Source organism: Streptomyces sp. NPDC102402, from assembly GCF_044765765.1.
Lineage (GTDB): Bacteria > Actinomycetota > Actinomycetes > Streptomycetales > Streptomycetaceae > Streptomyces.
In genome coordinates, this window is the sequence record NZ_JBIWKR010000001.1 from 125,477 (window position 1) to 145,139 (window position 19,663).

At 71.7% G+C, this 19,663-nt stretch carries 14 protein-coding genes; 8 read left to right on the forward strand and 6 right to left on the reverse strand.

From position 1 onward, the window contains the following. The first annotated feature begins 78 nt into the window (after positions 1–78). On the forward strand, positions 79–1,551 hold the full coding sequence (locus ACIRJR_RS00490; RefSeq protein ID WP_403773727.1) for a catalase: 1,473 nt from the start codon (positions 79–81) through the stop codon (positions 1,549–1,551). Positions 1,552–1,678: 127 nt separating this feature from the next. On the opposite strand, the gene ACIRJR_RS00495 is transcribed toward ACIRJR_RS00490, so the two are convergent. Next, the gene (locus tag ACIRJR_RS00495) at positions 1,679–2,056 is read right to left on the reverse strand and encodes an ankyrin repeat domain-containing protein (RefSeq protein WP_403771562.1); all 378 of its coding nucleotides are present in this window, start codon (positions 2,054–2,056) and stop codon (positions 1,679–1,681) included. A 200-nt stretch (positions 2,057–2,256) separates the two neighbouring features. Between ACIRJR_RS00495 and ACIRJR_RS00500 the strand changes: the two genes are divergently transcribed. Further along, the gene (locus ACIRJR_RS00500; protein ID WP_403771566.1) at positions 2,257–3,807 is read left to right on the forward strand and encodes a sugar transferase; all 1,551 of its coding nucleotides are present in this window, start codon (positions 2,257–2,259) and stop codon (positions 3,805–3,807) included. A 72-nt stretch (positions 3,808–3,879) separates the two neighbouring features. Here the strand turns inward: ACIRJR_RS00500 and ACIRJR_RS00505 are convergent, their stop codons facing one another. Then, positions 3,880–4,863, reverse strand: coding sequence for a GDP-L-fucose synthase family protein (locus ACIRJR_RS00505; RefSeq protein ID WP_403771568.1), 984 nt, complete (start codon positions 4,861–4,863; stop codon positions 3,880–3,882). 114 nt (positions 4,864–4,977) lie between these two features. On the opposite strand from ACIRJR_RS00505, the gene gmd reads away from it, so the two are divergent. The 5 genes from gmd to ACIRJR_RS00530 are packed head-to-tail and all read left to right on the forward strand — an operon-like array spanning position 4,978 to position 12,551. Continuing rightward, positions 4,978–5,991 (forward strand): GDP-mannose 4,6-dehydratase, encoded by a 1,014-nt coding sequence (gmd, locus tag ACIRJR_RS00510; RefSeq protein ID WP_403771571.1) that lies wholly within the window; start codon positions 4,978–4,980, stop codon positions 5,989–5,991. Next, positions 5,988–8,768 (forward strand): LamG-like jellyroll fold domain-containing protein, encoded by a 2,781-nt coding sequence (locus ACIRJR_RS00515; RefSeq protein ID WP_403771574.1) that lies wholly within the window; start codon positions 5,988–5,990, stop codon positions 8,766–8,768. The genes gmd and ACIRJR_RS00515 overlap by 4 nt, the downstream gene beginning before the upstream one ends. After that, positions 8,765–11,020 (forward strand): LamG-like jellyroll fold domain-containing protein, encoded by a 2,256-nt coding sequence (locus tag ACIRJR_RS00520; RefSeq protein WP_403771577.1) that lies wholly within the window; start codon positions 8,765–8,767, stop codon positions 11,018–11,020. The genes ACIRJR_RS00515 and ACIRJR_RS00520 overlap by 4 nt, the downstream gene beginning before the upstream one ends. After that, positions 11,017–11,727 carry a hypothetical protein gene (locus ACIRJR_RS00525; RefSeq protein WP_403771579.1) on the forward strand — a complete coding sequence of 237 codons (711 nt, stop codon included), beginning with the start codon at positions 11,017–11,019 and terminating at the stop codon, positions 11,725–11,727. The genes ACIRJR_RS00520 and ACIRJR_RS00525 overlap by 4 nt, the downstream gene beginning before the upstream one ends. Continuing rightward, entirely contained in the window at positions 11,724–12,551 is an 828-nt protein-coding gene (locus ACIRJR_RS00530) for a glycosyltransferase family 2 protein (RefSeq protein ID WP_403771582.1), read from the forward strand. The genes ACIRJR_RS00525 and ACIRJR_RS00530 overlap by 4 nt, the downstream gene beginning before the upstream one ends. Positions 12,552–12,555: 4 nt before the next feature. Here the strand turns inward: ACIRJR_RS00530 and ACIRJR_RS00535 are convergent, their stop codons facing one another. Continuing rightward, positions 12,556–13,716 carry a glycosyltransferase gene (locus ACIRJR_RS00535; protein WP_403771585.1) on the reverse strand — a complete coding sequence of 387 codons (1,161 nt, stop codon included), beginning with the start codon at positions 13,714–13,716 and terminating at the stop codon, positions 12,556–12,558. A gap of 109 nt (positions 13,717–13,825) precedes the next feature. Here ACIRJR_RS00535 and ACIRJR_RS00540 point away from each other — a divergent pair, with 109 nt between their 5' ends. Continuing rightward, positions 13,826–15,367 carry a hypothetical protein gene (locus tag ACIRJR_RS00540; protein WP_403771588.1) on the forward strand — a complete coding sequence of 514 codons (1,542 nt, stop codon included), beginning with the start codon at positions 13,826–13,828 and terminating at the stop codon, positions 15,365–15,367. Here the strand turns inward: ACIRJR_RS00540 and ACIRJR_RS00545 are convergent. The 3 genes from ACIRJR_RS00545 to ACIRJR_RS00555 are packed head-to-tail and all read right to left on the reverse strand — an operon-like array spanning position 15,336 to position 19,569. Then, a complete protein-coding gene (locus ACIRJR_RS00545; protein WP_403771591.1) occupies positions 15,336–16,580 on the reverse strand; it encodes a hypothetical protein in 1,245 nt (414 codons plus the stop codon). The two genes, ACIRJR_RS00540 and ACIRJR_RS00545, sit on opposite strands and share 32 nt — an antisense overlap. Then, complete coding sequence (locus tag ACIRJR_RS00550; protein ID WP_403771594.1) at positions 16,577–18,265, reverse strand: lipopolysaccharide biosynthesis protein; 1,689 nt, start codon at positions 18,263–18,265, stop codon at positions 16,577–16,579. Before ACIRJR_RS00550 ends, ACIRJR_RS00545 begins: the two co-directional genes overlap by 4 nt. Further along, positions 18,262–19,569, reverse strand: a complete 1,308-nt coding sequence (locus tag ACIRJR_RS00555; protein ID WP_403771597.1) for a glycosyltransferase — start codon at positions 19,567–19,569, stop codon at positions 18,262–18,264. Before ACIRJR_RS00555 ends, ACIRJR_RS00550 begins: the two co-directional genes overlap by 4 nt. Positions 19,570–19,663 lie beyond the last annotated feature (94 nt).

Genomic DNA, 19,663 nt, shown 5'->3' on the forward strand with positions numbered 1-19,663 from the left:
GGCGGCCCCCGGCCGCCGGGCGCGCCCCTCAGGAGCCGCAGCCGGTGCACGGAATTCTTCACACGGAGGAGCAGGAAAATTTCTGACAACACGAAGCCGCTGACCACTGCCGCCGGCGCACCCGTCGCGAACAACGAGAACGCCGTCACCGCCGGTCCGCGCGGCCCGATGCTGCTCCAGGACGTCTGGTTCCTGGAGAAGCTGGCCCACTTCAGCCGCGAGGTCATCCCGGAGCGGCGTATGCACGCCAAGGGGTCGGGCGCCTTCGGCACCTTCAAGGTCACGCAGGACATCACCCGCTACTCCAGGGCCGCGCTCTTCTCCGAGGTCGGCAAGGAGACCGAGCTCTTCGCCCGGTTCTCGACCGTCGCCGGTGAGCGCGGGGCGGCGGACGCGGAGCGCGACATCCGCGGTTTCGCCCTCCGCTTCTACACGGAGGAGGGCAACTGGGACGTCGTCGGCAACAACACTCCCGTCTTCTTCCACCGCGACCCCCACCACTTCCCCGACCTGAACCGCGCCGTGAAGCGCGACCCGCGCACCAACCTGCGCTCGGCGGAGAACAACTGGGACTTCTGGACCAGCCTCCCCGAGGCCCTGCACCAGATCACCATCGTGATGTCGGACCGCGGCATCCCCGACGGCTACCGCCACATGCACGGGTTCGGGTCGCACACCTACTCGTTCATCAACGAGAGCAACGAGCGCTTCTGGGTGAAGTTCCACTTCCGTACCCGGCAGGGCATCAAGAACCTGACCGACGCCGAGGCCGCGGCGGTCGTCGCCGACGACCGCGAGTCCTCGCAGGCGGACCTGTTCGACGCCATCGAGCGCGGCGACCACCCGAAGTGGACCTTCTACATCCAGGTGATGCCGGAGGCGGACGCGGCGACGTACCGCTACCACCCCTTCGACCTGACGAAGGTCTGGTCGAAGAAGGACTACCCGCTCATCGAGGTCGGCGAGTTCGAGCTCAACCGCAACCCGGAGAACTACTTCGCCGACGTGGAGCAGGCCGCCTTCACCCCGGCGAACCTCGTCCCCGGCGTGGGCGCATCGCCCGACCGCATGCTGCAGGGCCGGCTCTTCTCGTACGGTGACGCCGCCCGCTACCGCGTCGGTGTCAACCACCACCAGATCCCGGTGAACCAGCCCCGCGGCGCGAAGAACGTCAACACCTACCACCGCGACGGCCAGCTGCGCGTGGACGGCAACCAGGGCGCGGTCCCCGGCTACACCCCGAACAGCTACGGCCGCTGGGCCGAGCAGCCTCAGTTCGCCGAGCCCGGACTGGCGCTCGACGGTGCCGCCGCCGACCGGTTCGACTACCGCGAGGACGACGACAACTACTTCGAGCAGCCGGGCAACCTGTTCCGGGCGATGACCCCGGACGAGCAGGACGCCCTGTTCGGCAACACCGCCCGGGCCATCGACGGCGCCTCGAAGGCCGTCGCCGAGCGTCACATAGGCCACTGCACACAGGCCGACCCGGCCTACGGCGAGGGTGTGCGCAAGGCCATCGAGGCACTGCAGGCGTCCAAGCAGAGCTGACCGGCCGCCGTACGCGAGGGGCCCCGGGCGACGCGCCGTCGCCCGGGGCCCCTCGTGCCGTCGCCACCAGGACCGTTCGTCCGGGACGGACCGGGCGTGCGAACCCGGCCCCGCGCGGCGACAGGATCTAGCCCAGCAGAGCCGTCCTCCCGAACATCTCGGCCGTGGCCCGCGCGCTGGGGGTCCCCGCGTCGAGGTCTGCGCCCGCCTCGACCAGCGCTCCCACGATCGCGTCCTCGCCCTTGAACAGGGCCCCCGCCACCGGCGACTGGTCCCGGGCGTTGCGCAGATCGACGTCGGCGCCGCGGCCGATGAGCGCGCGCACGGTCGCCGTGTGCCCGTGGTACGCGGCGAGCATGAGCGCCGTGTTGCCCCCGGCGTCCTGGACGTCGACCGGCAGGCCGTGCTCGAAGAACTCCAGGAGCTCTTCCGTGCGCCCCTGCCTGGCCAGATCCGTCACGATCACGACGAGCTGGTCGGTCTGTTCCTCGGAAAGCGGTTCCATACCCCTACCTTAGGCGCGTCCCCCGGAACCGCCCGGAGAGGGCGACCCGGATCACAGCATCCACGGTGTCTGAACTTCACGAGAACTCCAGCGAAATGGCACGTGTGTGGATATCGTGCACGAGCGAGGGCGCATCCGTCAGTCCATGGGATCGGCGGATGCGCCCCGTTTGTGGGGATGCGACTGTGGCTGGGGGGTTCATGGGGCATGTCGAAATACCTGAATCGGATATATCCGGGCCCGTCGGGCTCGCGGGGGCACTACGACCGCGTACCGCCGGGTCCGGGAACCGCACGGTGGCTCCGGAGCACGTCTGGAGAGCCCCGTCGACCGTCGAGCGCGACCACGTGGAGAGACCGCGGGCGAGGAAATCGCCCGTTCCGCGTGTGCCCTTCCTCGTCCTGACCGATCTGCTGGGCCTGGGAGTTCCCGCCTGGTTCGTGCTGCGGGCCGGTGAGCAGCCTGACCCGCTGACCGCCGCGGTGTCCGCGGCTCTGATGTGGGCCGGGGTGCGCGCGGCGCGCGGCCGGTACGCGTACCGGCTGCCGGGGGAGGCTGCCGGGGCGCCCCACGTGCCCTTCGGTGACTGGCTGGCGCTCATCGGGGTGCTGGCCGTGCTCCTGGCCCTGACGGGCGGGGGCCTCGACCCGGCGACCGCCGTCGCGGCACTGGTGCCCGGTCTGGCTCTGGCGGTAGTGGCCGGGGCCGCGTTCCGGTGGCGCTCGGCCGGGGGGCCGCGAGGAGGACGCCGGGTCCTGGTGGTCGGCTGCGCGGCCGGCCTGGACCGGGCGGTGAATCTGCTCAACTCCCGTAAGGACCACCCGTACACGGCGGTGGCGGTGGTCCCCGTGGGGCCGGCGGCGCCGGACTGCGGGACGCCGGTGCCTGGGCGGCTGGCGCCCGAACCCGCCGACGACGACGTGTCCACGGTGCTCGGCGGGGCGTTCGCCCATGACGCGGATCTCGTGCTCGTCGCACCCGGACCGCAGCTCGACGACGACCGGCTCCGCCGGCTGGCCTGGGGGCTGCACGACGGTGGACTGGCGCTCTGCGTGCTCTCCGACCTCTCGGGGGTCTCCGCCGCCCGGGTGCGGCCGGCCTCCGCGGCCGGGCTCACGCTGCTGCACGTCACACCGCCGTTGAGGCGCGGTCCGCAGGCCGCGCTCAAGACGGTGGTGGACCGGGCAGGCGCCGCACTCGGGCTCCTGGTGCTCGCGCCGCTGTTCTTCGGGGTGGCCCTGGCCGTACGGCTCTCGTCACCCGGCCCCGTGTTCCACCGCCAGACCCGCCACGGGCGGCACAACAGGCCGTTCACCATGTGGAAGTTCCGCACGATGGTGGCCGACGCGGAGGCGCGCAGGGAGCAGCTCTCGACGGCGAACGAGAGCGAGGGGCCGATGTTCAAGATGCGCCGCGACCCGCGGGTGACCCGGATCGGTCACGCCTTGCGCCGTACGTCCGTGGACGAGCTCCCGCAGCTCCTCAACGTACTACGGGGTGACATGTCCCTGGTGGGTCCGCGTCCACCGCTCCCGGAGGAGGTGTCGCACTACGACGAGCGGGAGCTGCGGCGGCTGGCCGTCCGGCCCGGCCTGACCGGCCTGTGGCAGGTCAGCGGGCGGTCGGACCTGTCCTGGCAGGAGACGGTGTCGCTGGACCTCTGGTACGTCGACAACTGGTCGGTGACCACGGACATGGGGCTTCTCGCCCGTACGGTGCGCGCCGTCACCGACGGCCGCGGGGCGTACTGAGACGTGGTGGGGGGACACGGGGGAGGTCGCGTGCACGGGTTCAGGGCGTGCCGCGGCCGCCCGGCCGGCCGGTCAGCCCAGGGGGGCCTGCCGGCCGAGCCACCAGGCGTAGGTGCGGGCGATCCCGTCCCGCAGGGGGATCTGCGGTTTGAAGCCGAGGGAGGAGAGCCGGGACACGTCCAGGAGCTTGCGCGGGGTGCCGTCCGGCTTCGACGTGTCCCAGACGATGCGTCCCTGATACTCCGTCACGCTCTTTACGGTCTCAGCGAGTTCGCGGATCGTGAGGTCCTCGCCGCAGCCGACGTTGACCGGCGCGTCGCCGTCGTAGCCCTCCAGCAGCCGCACACAGGCGGCGGCGAGGTCGTCGACGTGGAGGAACTCGCGGCGGGGGCTGCCCGAGCCCCACAGGGTCACCTCGTCCGCGCCGTCCCGCTTCGCCTCGTGGAAGCGGCGGATCAGGGCGGGGAGCACGTGCGAGGTCTCCAGGTCGAAGTTGTCCCCGGGGCCGTAGAGGTTGGTGGGCATGGCGCTGATGTACGAGGCGCCGTACTGCCGGCGGTAGGACTGGACCTGCACGATCCCGGCGATCTTGGCCAGCGCGTAGGCCTCGTTGGTCGGTTCGAGCGGGCCGGTGAGCAGCGCGTCCTCGGGGATGGGCTGGGGGGCGTGCTTGGGGTAGATGCAGGACGAGCCGAGGAAGAGCAGCCGCTGGATCCCTGCGGCGTGGGAACCCGCGATCACGGCGAGCTGGATGCGGAGGTTGTCCTCCAGGAACTGCACCGGGCTGGTGCTGTTCGCCATGATCCCGCCCACCTTGGCCGCGGCCAGCACGACCGCGTCCGGGCGGGTGTCACGCAGGAACGCCTCGGTCGGCGCGGCCTCGCGCAGATCGAGCTCGTCCCGGCCTCGGGTGATCACCTCGTGGCCGTCGGCCGTGAGGCGGCGCACCAGCGCCGAGCCGACGAGGCCGCGGTGGCCCGCGACGAATATGCGGGCGCCGGGGCGCAGCAGGGGGCGGACGGATTCCTGGGGTGGGCCGGGGAGATCAGTCGTCATGGCTCGGATTCTGCCAGCAGCACGGCCCCCGGGTGACCTTTCGCCGCATTCCGCTCAGATCAAGCTATTTCGATGAACCAATCGCCCCAAGGGCGACCACAGAAGGGGGGAGTCATGGCAAAAACCGCACTCATCACCGGCGTGACCGGACAGGACGGCTCGTACCTGTCGGAGCTGCTGCTCGAGAAGGGGTACACGGTCCACGGACTGATACGCCGCTCGTCGAGCTTCAACACCGAGCGCATCGACCACATCTACCAGGGGCCCGAGGAAGCGAATCGTTCCTTCGTGCTCCATCACGCCGACCTCTCGGACGGCGTCGCGCTGGTGAACCTGCTGCGCGACATCCAGCCCGACGAGGTCTACAACCTCGGCGCCCAGTCGCACGTCCGGGTGTCCTTCGACGCCCCGCTGTACACCGGTGACGTCACCGGGCTCGGAACCGTGCGGCTGCTGGAGGCGGTGCGGGCCAGCGGGATCGAGACCCGGGTCTACCAGGCGTCGTCGTCCGAGATGTTCGGCGCCAGCCCGCCCCCGCAGAACGAGAAGACCCCGTTCCACCCGCGCAGCCCCTACAGCGTGGCCAAGGTCTACGCCTACTGGGCGACGGTCAACTACCGTGAGGCGTACGGGATGTTCGCCACGAACGGCATCCTCTTCAACCACGAGTCCCCGCGCCGCGGCGAGACCTTCGTGACCCGCAAGATCACCCGCGGGGTGGCGAGGATCAAGGCGGGCCTTCAGGACCGGCTGCACCTGGGCAACCTCGACGCCGTACGCGACTGGGGGTACGCCCCCGAGTACGTGGAGGCGATGTGGCGGATGCTCCAGTGCGACACCCCCGACGACTACGTGGTGGCCACCGGCGAGGGGGTCAGTGTCCGCCAGTTCCTGGAGTACGCCTTCGAGCACGCGGGCCTCGACTGGGCGGAGCACGTCCGCTACGACCCGAAGTACGAGCGTCCCAGCGAGGTCGACGCGCTGATCGGTGACGCGTCCAAGGCGGAGACGCTCCTGGGCTGGAAGCCGGAGGTGAAGTCGCGCGAGCTGGCCCGGATCATGGTGGACGCGGACATCCGGCTGCTGAGCGACCAGCTCACGGGGTCCGCGGTCCGGGTGGACCGGTGAGCGGGCCCGGACGTCTCAGACGGACCCGGGCCGGAGCTCTCACGTCGGTGCTGGCACTCGCCGCGGGCCTGCTCGGTACCGCGTCGGCCACCGCTCCCCCGGCTGCCGCGCTCACCCCTCCGGTCGGCTTCACCGCCGACGCCCTGTCCACGTACCAGACCAACGGCATCGTCTGGGCCCTGGCCGAGGCGAACGGGGTGGTGTACGCGGGCGGCACCTTCTCGGGGATCAGGCCGGCCGGCTCCCCCGCCGGGAGCAACACCACGGCCGCTGTGAACTTCGCGGCGTTCGACGCGGCCACCGGTGCGCCGGCCGGCTGTTCGCTCTCCTTCACCCGCGGCAGCGGCACGGCGACGGTCCGGGCACTCGCCGTCTCGCCCGACAGGTCCACGCTGTACGTGGGTGGTTACTTCAGCGCGGTCAACGGCACGGCAGTCAGCGGCCTGGCCGCGATCGACACGGCCACCTGCCGGCCGCGCGCCGGCTTCGCGCCGCGGTTCGGGGCGACGGTACGCGCGCTCGACGTCGCCGCGAACGGCACCGTCTACGCCGGCGGCGACTTCCTGACGGTCAACGGTTCGTCCCGGCGCTTCTTCGGCGCGGTCACCGAATCCGGCGCGCTGACCGGCTGGAATCCGGACGCGGACGAGCCGGGACGCGCCCTGAAGGTCACACCGGACGGGGACAGCGTCCTGATCGGCGGTGACTTCTTCACCGTCGGCGGCGCCGCCTCGCACGCACTCGCGGTGACCAGCGCCTCCACCGGCGCCGTCACCCGCGCCTACGGGGCCGGCTTCATCCCGTCGTCCGCCGTCATCAAGGACATCGTCACCGACGCGGCGTCCGACGGCTGGTACGCGGCGGGCGAGGGGTCCGGCGGAGCCTCCTTCGACGGCCGGCTCGCCATGGAGCTCGACGGCTTCGAGCAGCGCTGGCGGGACACCTGCCAGGGTGCGACACAAGCACTCCGCGTCCACCGGGGGGTCCTCTACGCGGGCAGCCATGTGCACGACTGCTCGTCCATGGGCGGCTTCCCCAACCAGGCCCGCAAGCACCTGACCGCGCAGTCGGTCGACGACCCGGATCTGCTGGGCTGGCTCCCGGACACCAATGACGGCATCGGCGAGCCGGTCGGGCCGCGCGCGCTGACCGTGTCCTCGCGGGGCGGCCGGGACTTCCTCTGGGTGGGCGGCGAGTTCACCACGGTCAACGGGGTCGGCCAGCAGGCGCTGACCCGGTTCGCGAACACCCCGGACACCGGGGCGCCCGCCGCGCCCGCGGTGAGTGTGTCCTCGCCGCGCGCGGGTGAGGTCAGGGTCAGCTGGCGGAGCAGCCTGGACCTGGACGACAGCCTGCTGACGTACCGGGTCTACCGCGACGGCGGATCGGCACCGGTGTACACCACGACGGGCTCCTCGCTGTTCTTCAGCAGGCCCCAGCTGACCTTCACCGACCGGAACGTGGTGGCCGGCCGCTCGTACGGCTACCGGGTCACGGCGAGCGACGGCACCAACACCAGCGGGCTCTCCGCCACCGCGGCGGTGACCGCGGCGTCCTCCGCCTCCCCCTATCAGGAGGCGGTGCTGGCGGACGGGGCCGACCTGTACTGGCGCTACGACGAGGGATCGGGCGCCTTCGCCGCGGACGCCTCGGAGAGCGGCAACGGCGGGGTGTACATGAACGCCCCGGCCTACCGCGCCACACCGTCCGCGGTGGCCGGTTCCGCCGCGCTCTCCCTGAACGGCACGAACGAGTACGTCTACAGCGACCGGCTGCACCACTACTCGTCGCCGGCGCCGTACTCCGTCGAGACGTGGTTCCGCACCACGTCGACGAGCGGCGGGCGGATCGTCGGCCACGGCAACAACATCGGTACCGAGCGCGGCCACACGAGCGGCGTCTCCGACAAGATGATGTACCTGACGAACGACGGCCGGCTGGCCTTCGGGGTGCAGAGCGGCAGCACCCGGCCCACGATCACCTCGGCCGGCTCCTACAACGACGGCGACTGGCACCACGCCGTCGCCACCCAGGGACCGTCCGGCATGGTGCTGTACGTCGACGGGGTGGCGGTCGGCACGAACGCGGCGACCGGGAACCGCTCGTACAACGGGTTCTGGCGGGTGGGCGGCGACGCCATGAACAGCGCCTGGCCGAACCGACCCACGAGCGAGTACTTCGCCGGGCAGGTCGACGAGACCGCGGTCTACCCGTCGGCACTGACCGCCGCGCAGGTGGCCGGACACCACGAACTGGCCGGCACCCCGCCGGGGCCGGGCGGCAGCACCGTCACCGTCACCCCGGACGAGGACGCGTACGTCAACGGCGTGGCGGCGAACACGAACTACGACGACAACCAGCTCGCCTCGCGCGGAACCACGGCCTACATCGGCTATCTGCGTTTCACCCTGCCGTCCGCTCCGGCCGGCCAGGTGCTCAGGAGCGCGCGGCTCACCTTCCGTACCTCGTCGGACTCGACGGCGGGGTCGGCCGAGAGCCACGGCATCGTGCCGGTCACCGGCACATGGACCGAATCGGCGGTCACCTACAACACCCGGCCGACGCTCTCCACGTCCGTGCTGGGGACCATCAGCGGCGCGACCTCGGTCTCCACCGGCTATGCGGCGGAACTGAACGCGTCCGCACTGGGCGGGGCCCTCGGCTCCACCACCTCACTCGCCCTGACCGGCAGCGGGACGGACAGTCTCCGCATCTGGTCGAGCGAGGCAACGGCGGCCTACCGGCCGCAGCTCGTCCTCACGTTCGGAGATGAATGATGAACGCAAGCACGGGGCGGAGACCCGGGGGAAGCGGCCGCCTGCGGGCCGCCTCCGCCGCACTCTGCCTGTTCGCCGGCGCCCTGACCGCGACAGCGGCCGGGGCCTCCCCGGCGGCTGCGCTGACGCCTCCGGTGTCGCTCACGGCCGACGACCTCACCACCTGGCAGACCAACGGCATCGTCTGGTCGATGGCCGCGACGGACGGAGTCGTCTACGCCGGCGGGACCTTCTCCACCGTCCGGCCCCCGGACGCGGCGGCGGGGACCTCGGAGGAGCCCGCGGTCAACTTCGCGGCGTTCGACGCGGCGACGGGCGCGCCGACGGGGTGCAGCCTGTCGTTCACGCTCTCCTCGGGGACGGCGACCGTACGGGCGCTCGCACTCTCCCCGGACGGGGAGACCCTGTACGCGGGAGGCCAGTTCGGCGCGGTCAACGGGGTAGGTGTCAGCAACATCGTGGCCGTCGACACCGCCACCTGCACACCGCGCCAGGACTTCAAGATCTCCGTGTCGGCGACGGTGCGGGCCCTGGACGTGACCGCGGACACCGTCTACCTCGGCGGTGACTTCACCAGTGTGGGCGGACAGACGAGGAACAGCTTCGCCGCCGTCACCACGGGTGCGGACCTGCTGCCGTGGACGGCGAACGCCGACGAGGTGGCGCGGGCCGTCCAGGTGACCCCCGACGGTCAGCACGTGGCGCTCGGCGGTGACTTCTTCACCGTCAACGGCACCACCTCGCACGCCCTGGCCGTGGTGGACGCCACCTCGGGCGCGCTCACCACCAGCTACCCGGGCTTCATCCCGAACACGTCGACGGTGCAGGACCTGACCACGGACGCCACCGGGCTCTACACCGCCAACGAGGGCACCGGCGGCGGGGTGTTCGACGGTCGCATCGCCATCGATCTCGACGACTACCAGCAGCGCTGGCGGGACACCTGTCTGGGAGCCACCCAGGCCGTCCTGGTGCACTCGGGCGTGCTGTACAGCGGCAGTCACGCCCATGACTGCGCCAGCATGGGCGGTTTCGCTGACCAGCCGCGCAGGCACCTGCTCGCGCAGTCCGTCGACGATCCGACGCTGCTGCCCTGGTTCCCGGACACGAACGACGGCATCGGTGAGCCGGTCGGGCCCAGGGTGATGGCACAGACGGACAAGGGCGGGCGCCACTACCTCTGGGTCGGCGGGGAGTTCACCACCGTCAACGGCGGCGGACAGCAGGGCCTGACCCGCTTCGCCGACGGGCCCGACACCGGGGCCCCCTGGGTTCCCAACGTGAGCCTGTCCACGGTCACCCCGGGGCAGATCGAGGTCGACCTGCAGACCAGTTTCGACACCGACGACGGTGAGCTGACCTACCGGATCTACAAGGACGGTGCGACCACACCCGTCCACACCACCACCGGCTACTCGCTGTTCTGGGACCGTCCGCAGCTGAAGTGGACGGACACCGACGTGGCGGCGGGCGAGACGCATTCGTACCGCGTCACGGCGAGCGACGGCACCAACACCAGCGCCAAGTCCCCCGCGCAGTCCGCGACCGTGGCCGCGTCCACGCAGGCCTACCCGGCGCGGGTGCTGGCCGACGGCGCCTCGCTGTACTGGCGTTACGACGAAGGCACCTCGACCTTCGCGGCGGACACCACGGACGGGCTGAACAGCGGCTTCCTGCGCAACGCGCCCGCCTACCGGCAGACGCCGGCGGCGATCGCGGGCGACTCGACCGCCATCGGCTTCGACGGAGCGAGCGAATACGCCTACAGCAACAAGCGCCACACGCAGCCCACCCGTTTCTCCGTGGAGACCTGGATCAAGACCACCACCACGAGAGGTGGCAAGGTCATCGGGTTCGGCAACCTGAGCATGCAGAACAGCACCCGCTACGACAAGCAGGTCTACATGGCCAACAACGGGCGGCTCGTCTTCGGCATCTACAGCGGCGGCTACCGCACCGTGACCACGACCGGGGCCTACAACGACGGGAACTGGCACCATGTCGTCGCCACCCAGGGCACCGGCGGCATGGCGCTGTACGTCGACGGGCAGCTGCGCGCGTCGAACTTCCTCTACACCGGCAACGAGAACTACCCCGGCTACTGGCGGGTCGGCGGCGACAACCTGGCCAGCTGGCCGAACCGTCCGACCAGCAACTTCTTCGCCGGTCAGATCGACGAGACCGCCGTGTACCCGACCGCGCTGAGCGCTTCCACGGTCAGCGCGCACTACGCCCTGAGGACGGCTGAATGAGATATCCGTTCCTGGCCGGTGCCGCCGTCGCCCTGGCGACGGCGGTGCTGGCCGGCTGCGGCTCGTCCGGCGGGTCCGGCGGGTCCGGAGACGGAGGCAAGGGAACCACCGCGGGCGGCAAGCCGTCCGCCGTCTCCTCCCCCACGCCCTCCGTGGCCGGCCCGGCGGCCCGCTCACGGACACCGCAGCCCCAGAAGTCCAGCGCCGCACCGAAGGCACCTGCCGGGGACATCACCCCGGCCACGGGCTCCTTCACGAAGAAGCAGAAGGAGTACCTGACCGACCGCGTGCCGAAGGGGATGGATCCGGCCGCGGTGCTCCAGACGGGGCAGGAGACCTGCGACAGGCTCCGCTACCTGGTCAAGGCGGACCGGGACATCGCCGTCGGCGCGATCGTCTCCGGTGAGATCGCGGACGCGGAGCCGGCCGTGGCCCACCTCTGTCCCCGGAACCAGGACCTCGTCGACGAGGCCGCGCTCGGCTACGCCGACGGCACGTACGAGTCCGCGAAGATCCGGCCGGGCAGGTACACGGCCGTCTCGCCCACCAAGGCCTGCAGCTGGCAGGTGACCGGGGCGAAGGGCAAGGGGCTGGTCTCCGGCTCCTCGGACACCGGCAAGCGGGTGGAGGTCACCCTCCCGGAATCCGCGCGCACCTTCACCTCCACAGGCTGCTACGCCTGGCTGCCCCAAGGAGACAACGGATGAGCAAGCTGCCGATCGCCGTGGCGATACCGACGAAGAACGAGGGCCTGAACATCGCCGAAGCGGTGAAGTCGGTCCTGGGCCACTTCGAGGCGGTCGTCGTGGTGGACTCCCACAGCACCGACGACACGGCGAAGATCGCCGAGGAGTGCGGGGCCGAAGTCGTCACGTACACCTGGGACGGCGGGCACCCGCGCAAGAAGCAGTGGTGCCTGGAGAACGTCCGCACGGATCTGGACTGGATCCTGCTGCTCGACGGTGACGAGCGGCTGAGCCCCGGGCTGCTGGCGGAGCTGCGCCGGATCTTCTCCGACCCCGGGCGCCCGAAGCCCGCGGCGTACGACATACCGCTGGGCTACTGGTTCTCGGGGAAGCGGCTGCGACACGGATACACCATCCGCAAGCGGTCGCTGACCGACCGGACCAGGTGCCACTACCCGGAGGTCGGCGATCTCGCGGCACCCGGCATCGGGGAGGTCGAGGGGCACTACCAGCCGGTCGCGGCGACGGCCGAGGCCCTGAGCAACCCCATCGAGCACCAGGACCTGGATCCGGTCACCGCCTGGTTCGAGCGGCACAACCGGTACTCGGACTGGGAGGCGTGGCTGGAGCACCACCCCGATGTCAAGGAGCAGGTGCGGAAGGTGAAGTCCCGTCAGGGGCAGCTCTTCCACAAGGCACCGTTCAAGCCCCTGGTCTCCTTCGCCTACATGTACGTCTACCGGCGGGGCTTCCTGGACGGGCGCGCCGGACTGGACTTCGCGCTGGCCATGAGCTTCTACCGTTGGCAGATCGCACTCAAGTCACGTGAGTCCCCCACTGGTTGATACCTCACGCCCTCCGGCGGACCACGTCCTCGTAGGTCTGCCGGAGGGTCCGGGTGACCGCCTCTATGGTGAACTGCTCGTTGACCAGGTTCCACGCGGCCTTCCCCGCGCGGTCGTTGGCCTCCGGCTCCAGCAGTTCCAGGACGGCGTCGGCGACCTTGCGGGCGTTGGCGGCGTCCTCGCCGACCCTGCTGTCGATCACCCGGCCCGAGCCCGCCTCCGCCACATCGGGAGCCTGCCCGCAGGTGCGGGTGATGACGACCGGGGTGCCGACCGACATCGCCTCCAGCACCGAGACCGGGAACGGCTCCTCGATCGCCGGCAGCACGTACACATCCGCCTCACGGTCGGCGGCCAGGACGTCGTCGTGCTCCAGCGGGCCCACATGGTCGAGGGAGTCGGCCACCCCCAGCTTCCGCGCCAGCGCGAGGGTGCCGGACAGTGCGCCGGTGTCCGGGCCGGCCAGCACGAAGCGGGCGTCCGGGTGGCGGGCGAGGACGTGCGGCATCGCCGAGACGAAGTCCTCCGGCCGCTTGCGCTCCTGGATCCGGGCGAGGAACAGCACGGTGGGCGGGCGGCCGGGCTCGCGGGCGGGCTTGCGCTCCTGCGGGCGGACACCGTTGACCAGCCGTACGGTGCGGGTGAGCGGCACGGGGGCGGCGACGGCGTTCACGTCGACCCGCTCCATCTCGGTGAGGTGAAGGACGGCGTCCGCCTCGCGCAGGACCTTGCGGACCCCGAGGACGTCGGTGAGCTGGGCGACCTTCTTCTCGGTGGGGTCGATCATGCCGTGGGTCTGGACGACCAGAGGTGTGCGGGTCGCGAGCGCGAGGAGCGCCGCGGGCAGGGTGACCAGGTCCCGCATCAGATGGACGTGCACGAGGTCGGCGCCGCGCATCATGCGGCGTGCGGTGCGCAGCAGCGCGGCGGAGGTGATGCCGCTGACCTCGAAAATCGGGAGCAGGTGCCGCGCCTGGAACAGGTGGACGGGAACGCCTCCCACATGGCTGGGCAGTTCACCGCCGGGGAAGCCGTCGCCGAGGGCCATGACGCGTGCGTCGTCGCCGTTCGCCCGCTGGACCTCGGAGAGGTTGAACGCCACCCGCGTCGGACCGCCGAAGGCATGGTCCGGAGTGTGGAGTGTGACGACATGCAGGATTTTCACCAGAGTTCCCCTCAACTGCGGCCAATACTTCACAGACTAGTCATCGCGCCCACCCAAGTGGGCTGATTCGTTAGAGTGTTCAGCGGTTCACTGATCCCGGGGGGGGCGCATGACGTCGGTGCACACATCGGCGCAGGAAGAGGCCGCCCGCTCGGTCGCGCCTCCCGGGTGGCCGCGGGGCCGGAGCGGAGTCCCGGAGCCTTCCGAGCAGCCGATCGCCTGGTCGATGCTGTCGCGGGCCCTGTCCGTGCCGCTCATCCTCGGCCTGGTGTGCTTCCTGCCCGCGGTGATCGCCGCCCAGCCCGGCAGCGGTGTCCGGGACACCGCGTACTGGCTCCAGTTGGTGCTGACCTGCTATGCGGGGGCCCGGCTGGCGACGATGATCCTCTCCACCCGGCGACGGCTGCTCCAGGGCGTCTTCTGGATGTTCGTGTACATCGCGATGGGCGTGGCGCCGTTCGCCCAGGTGGTGATCGGGCAGACGCCGACGCCGATGGTGGGGCCGCGCCAGGACCTGGTCACGGCCATCGCGATGGTCCTCGTGGGGTGTGCCGCCTTCGACCTGGGGGCACTGCTGGCCTCGCGGCGCCCGCTGCGGCGCCGTGCGCCCTCCACGCGGAGCCCGGGCGCAGGACCGGCCGTGGCGCATCCGCTGCGGCTGCGGCTGCTGGTGCTGCTGGCGTTCGCGGCGAGCGCGTACTACGTGCTGAAGCTGGGCGGGCCCTCGGTCTTCTTCTCCAGTCGGCAGGAGATCAACGAGACCGTCGCGGCGAGCGGGGTGGTCTCGGAGGGGTCCAACGTCGGATCGGCGTTCGTCAAGGGCTTCGGCCAGGTCCCGGCACTGCTGGCCCTGCTCTTCTACACCCGCCGTCTGGCAACCTCCTACCGGGCCCGGCGCACCCCGTCGACGGTGCTGGTGTGGGTGGCGCTGGTGGCGCTGAACCTCGTGGTGAACAACCCGATCTCCAACGCCCGTTACTGGTTCCTGACGGTGCTGATGGCCTTCGTGTTCACCGCCTTCCCGAGCAGTGCGGCGATCTACCGCGTCGTGCTGGCGACGGGGGTGGTGGGGGCACTGGTGGTGTTCCCGTACGCCGACAAGTTCCGGTACGACGACGCGGGGCAGCGGCCCGCGCAGTCCGCATCGGTCTTCGAGCCGCTGGTGACCAAGGACTACGACCAGATGGTGATGTTCGCCAACAGCATCTCGTGGGTCGACACCCGGGGCCACACCTACGGCCGTCAGCTGACGGGCTCCGCGCTGTTCTTCGTGCCGCGCGCGGTGTGGAGCGGGAAGCCGGAGGACACCGGGGTCCGGGTCGGGCAGTGGATGGGGCTGCGGATGACCAACCTCTCGGCCCCGCTGTGGACCGAGTTCTGGGTCGACTTCGGCGCGTCCGGGGTGATCGGCGGGCTCGCGCTGATCGGTTACGCGGTCGCGCGCACCGACCGCAGGTACGCGCTGGCCGTCACCCGGGCGGGACCCGGCCCCGGGAGTGTGCTGGCCATCGCCGCTCCGCTGATCGCCGGATACACCTTCATCCTGCTGCGCGGCCCGCTCCTGCAGGCGGCGGGGAAGCTGGCCATCGCCGCGCTGTGTCTGCTGCTGGTCAGTACGTTCAAGGAGCGGAGGGCAGCGCGTCGGCGGTGACGGCCTCGTCCGGCGCCGGCTTCCGGCGCCGGATCCGGGCCACCCGGATCCAGGTGGCGGCGGCCTTGCAGAGCGAGCCGAGGCACAGCCCCCAGGCGGCTCCCGGGACGCCTCCGAGGACGTAGCCCCCCGCCATGAACGCCACGGCGGTGAGCGAGAAGACCACCTGGATGCTCAGGGTCGTACGCGGGTCGAGCATGCGCAGGGCGAGCAGCCCGCAGGTGCCCACGGCCATCGCCGCGTACTGGCTGCCGGTCGCCGGGAGGAGGGCGGCGGCCGTCGGCCAGGTGTCGCCGAGGAGTTCGCGCCCCGCCCGCTCGGGGAGCAGGGCCAGCGCGGTGGCCCAGAGGGCGGCGGTGGCGGCGAGTACGGAGGCGAGTCCCGCGGTGGCGCGTACGCGTCGCCGTTCGTCACCGATGCGGCCGAGCAGCGGCGGGCCGAACGACGTGGCGGAGGTGAACAGCACGTTGAGCGGCCCGAACAGGGTCGTCGCCCCGCGCAGCGCGCCGACCAGCAGCGGGTTGCCCACGGCTCCGAGGCCGAGGACGGAGAGCTGGCCGGTGGCGTTGCCGACGCCGAACTCGACGACGAAGCGCTTCCCGAGGTGACCGCGCCCGAGCATCGGGCGCAGCCGCGTCGCGGTCCCGGCGGTCCGGCGGTGCAGCAGCACGGCGGACAGCAGGAGGGCCGGCAGGGCGGACAGCCCCCAGGCCGCGACCAGCCGGGCGGGGGTGGCCCCGTACTCCTGGGCGGAGAGGGCGCCGAGCACGCAGGCCAGCCTGACCAGGTCGGAGCTCAGGGCGAGGTGGGGGCTCTGGAGGGCGGAGAAGGCGTAGCGCAGGGCGTCCTGCCCCAGCACCACCGGCAGGACGAGGCCGAGCACCGTCAGAGCACGCGCGGTGTCCCCCGGGACGAGCAGGCAGACGGCGGCCAGCAGCGCGCCGAGCACCGCCGAGGCGGCCACGGTGAACACGACGGCCGCGCGACAGGCTTCCCGGGTCCCGTCGCCGTCGCCGCGCCGCAGGACCAGGGGCTGTCCGCCGTACGCGCCGGAGACGCCCAGCAGCACCGTGAAGACGAGGTAGACCGCCGAGAAGCGGGCGAAGTCGGCCACGGTGGAGAGCCTGGCGGCGGCCACGAGCACCAGGATGTTGGTGAGCGCGGCCACGCCCTGGTCCGCGACCGAGCAGAGGATCGCGGTGCGGGCTCTCACCTGCGGGCCGCCGGCAGGGTGAAGGAGCGGAGCCCCATGGTCTCGGCGGGGTCACCGGTGACCTCCGGCGCGTCCGCGTCGACGGCCGGTCCGCCCGGCCCTCCTCCGGTGTGGCGCCGGGCGGACCTGGGCCGGCGTTCCGCACGGCGGAGCCGGCTGCGGCCGGTGTGGAGCAGGGCTCCGAGCACCGCGCCCCCGGAGGCCCCGATGATCTCGCGGATGCGCTCCAGGTCGCTGCGGTGCACCTCGCGGGGGTCGCAGACGATCATGACGCCCTCGACCCGGTCGACGAGGGCGACGGCGTCGGCGTAGGAGAGCACCGGCGGTGCGAGGACGATGACCACGGCGCCGGGGCGGTCGGCCTCGGCGACGATCCGTCCGACGGACGCGGAGGTCAGGGCGCGGGGGACGTTGTCCGCAGGGGTTCCCGCCACCAGGGCGAATGCTCCGGAGCCGGGCACGTCCACGTTGGAGCGGCCGCCGGCCGGCCAGCTGCGGTCGCCCTCCTCGGCGGCCCAGCGGGGCGGCCGTACCTCGTGGGCGGCCGGTCCCAGGTCACGGGCGAGCGAGGGGGTGCGCAGGTCGGCCTCGACGAGCAGGACGTCGCGGCCCATCTCGGCGAAGGCGGCGGCCAGGTTGACCGCCGCGGCGGCCGCCGCGGCGTTGTCCCCGCGAGGCGCGGTGACCAGGAGCCGGCGCCGCTCCGCGAAGGACGGGTCGTAGGCGAGCCGGAAGGCGACCGCGCGGTACTCCTCGGCGAGCCGCGAGCCGCTCCGCCCGATCGCGAGGAGGGTTCCCACGGCGGCGCGTTCCCTGGGCAGGGTGCCGAGCAGCGGGGCCCCGAGGGAGCGCACGAGCTCGCGCGGGGAGCGTACGGCGGGGTCGAAGACGAGCCGCACCCAGGACAGCAGCAGTCCGAGGGCGAGACCCACGACGGCGCCGAGCCCCAGGAGCAGCGGCAGACCGGCCCCGGCGGGCTCGGTGGGGGCGACGGGCTTCTTGTTGAGGTAGCCGGGGGTGGTGTCGAGCGCCTTGAGTTCGGAGATCTTCCGGCTCAGCTCGGAGATGGAGACGATGATGTTGGCGCGGGCGCTGCTGACGTCGTCGGCGGCGTCGACCCCGGTCCGCTCCTCCAGCAGGTCGCGCTTCTCCTCCAGCGGTTCGAGCTGGGCGCGGTAGCCGTTCGCCATGTTGTCGATGCTCTCCTCCGTGCGCGCCTTGCGGTGCGCCAGGTAGGCGTTGGCAAGGGCTTCGGCCCGGGTGCGGGCCTGCTCGGGGGTGGCCCCGGTGTAGGAGAAGCGGAGGGTGAGCGTGTTGGGCGGGTTGGTGACCTGGAGGCCGGTGAGGAGCTTCCGGGCCGTCACGTCGTCGCCCTTCTTGAGCAGGGTGCCGGCGGCCAGTTCGCCCACGGTGTCGCTGACCGCGGTCTGCCGCTCCGAGCCGATGTTGATGCCCTTGTCGGCGGAGGCGCCGGTGGCGAAGGGATCGGCGGTCGCGGAGCGCACCTGCACCTCGCCGCTGGCGGTGTAGGTGTCGTCGCCGCTCAGGGCGAGGAACCCGCCGCCGAGCAGGCCCACCGCGACACCCGCGGCGAGCAGGGCCCGGTAGCGCAGGAGCTGGCGGAACTGGTCGCGCAGCAGCGCCGGTTCGTCGTGGTCGTCCACGGGCCGGATCGGATGTGTCATCGGCGTGCTCCCCCTTGTGTGTCCCCGGCCCGCGCGTCCCCGTCCCGCGCTGTTCCGGCTCGTGCGTCCCCGAGTACCTCGGCGAGCAGGGCGTCGAAGCGGGCGAGGCCCGCCTCCCTGCTCAGGTGCTGTGCCACGTACCGGGGGCCATGGGCCCCCAACGCCTGGGCAGCCACGGGATCGGCGGCCAGCGCGCGTACGGCGGTGGTGAGCGCGGCCGGATCCTCGGGGGCCACCAGGACTCCCGCGCCCGAGCGGCGTACCTCGTCGGCGGTGCCGCCCTCGCCGGCCACGGAGGCGACCACGGGACGTCCGGAGACGAAGTACGAGGTGAGCTTGGACGGCACGCTCATGTCGAGTACGGAGGCCCGCTGGGTGACCGCGAGCACGTCGGCGGCGGCGAGCACATCGGTGAAGTCGTCCGGGTCCGCGGGCGGGAGGAAGTCGAGGTTGGGCAGACCGGCGGCCAGGTCGCGCAGTCCGTCGCGCTGGTTGCCGTCGCCCATCAGGACGACCCTGATGTCCGGGGCCATCCGCGCCAGGTCCACCAGGACGTCGAGTCCCTGCTTGAGCCCCATGTTCCCGGAGTGGAGCAGCACGGTGGTGGACTCGGGCCAGCCGAGCCGCGCCCGGGTGGCGGCGCGCTCGGCTGAAGGGCCGTCCACATGGGTCCAGTTCGGGACCACGCGGATGCGGCCGGGATCCACGCCCAGGGCGGTGACGCCGTCCACGAAGGTCTCGTGGATGACACCGACGAGGGCCGCGCCGCGCAGTGCGTACCGCTCGGCCTTCGCGGCGACGGCCGCCGCTCTTCCTCCGCCGCGGATGCCGCTCTGCGCGGCGGCGGCGCCCATCAGGTCCTGGACGACGGGTATGTGCGGGACTCGGTGGCGGCGCGCCAGCCGGGCGGCGATCACACCGCCGGCGAGGCTCGGCATCTGGGAGATCACCGCGTCGGGGCGTCCGGGGGGCGGGGCGAGCATCCCGTGGATCAGCACGGACGCCTCGAAAGCGCCTCTGCGCAACGCGGTCTGACGGGGCGGCACATAGTGGCGCCGCCGGTGCACGCGTACCCCTTCGCGGCTCTCCAGTCTCCGCCAGGCCCCCCGGTACTGCTCGTCCACCCGCCAGGCGGGGTAGTGCGGCATGCCGGTCAGGACCTCGGTCCTGGCCCCCGACGCCGCCCAGTGCTCGGCGAGCTGTGTGGCGTACGGCCCTATGCCCGTCAGCTCGGGGGCGTAGTTGGTGGAGACCACGAGAAGTCTGCGGTTCTCGAACGGCTTCTGATGCTCAGCAGCGGACAACGGATGATCGCCTTCCCCCCGGAACAGCCTCTTTCCTGAGCTTATCCGTTCACGGGATGCACAAGTGTTCTTCACAGTAAGGTCGTTGAACCAG

Excerpts from the sequence above, each read along its gene's own strand:
- ACIRJR_RS00520 (WP_403771577.1), top strand. The coding sequence starts at position 8,765 with ATGATGAACGCAAGCACGGGGCGGAGACCCGGGGGAAGCGGCCGCCTG.
- ACIRJR_RS00540 (WP_403771588.1), top strand. The coding sequence starts at position 13,826 with ATGACGTCGGTGCACACATCGGCGCAGGAAGAGGCCGCCCGCTCGGTC.
- ACIRJR_RS00495 (WP_403771562.1), bottom strand. The coding sequence starts at position 2,056 with ATGGAACCGCTTTCCGAGGAACAGACCGACCAGCTCGTCGTGATCGTG.
- ACIRJR_RS00525 (WP_403771579.1), top strand. The coding sequence starts at position 11,017 with ATGAGATATCCGTTCCTGGCCGGTGCCGCCGTCGCCCTGGCGACGGCG.
- ACIRJR_RS00505 (WP_403771568.1), bottom strand. The coding sequence starts at position 4,863 with ATGACGACTGATCTCCCCGGCCCACCCCAGGAATCCGTCCGCCCCCTG.
- ACIRJR_RS00530 (WP_403771582.1), top strand. The coding sequence starts at position 11,724 with ATGAGCAAGCTGCCGATCGCCGTGGCGATACCGACGAAGAACGAGGGC.
- gmd (WP_403771571.1), top strand. The coding sequence starts at position 4,978 with ATGGCAAAAACCGCACTCATCACCGGCGTGACCGGACAGGACGGCTCG.
- ACIRJR_RS00500 (WP_403771566.1), top strand. The coding sequence starts at position 2,257 with ATGGGGCATGTCGAAATACCTGAATCGGATATATCCGGGCCCGTCGGG.
- ACIRJR_RS00550 (WP_403771594.1), bottom strand. The coding sequence starts at position 18,265 with ATGACACATCCGATCCGGCCCGTGGACGACCACGACGAACCGGCGCTG.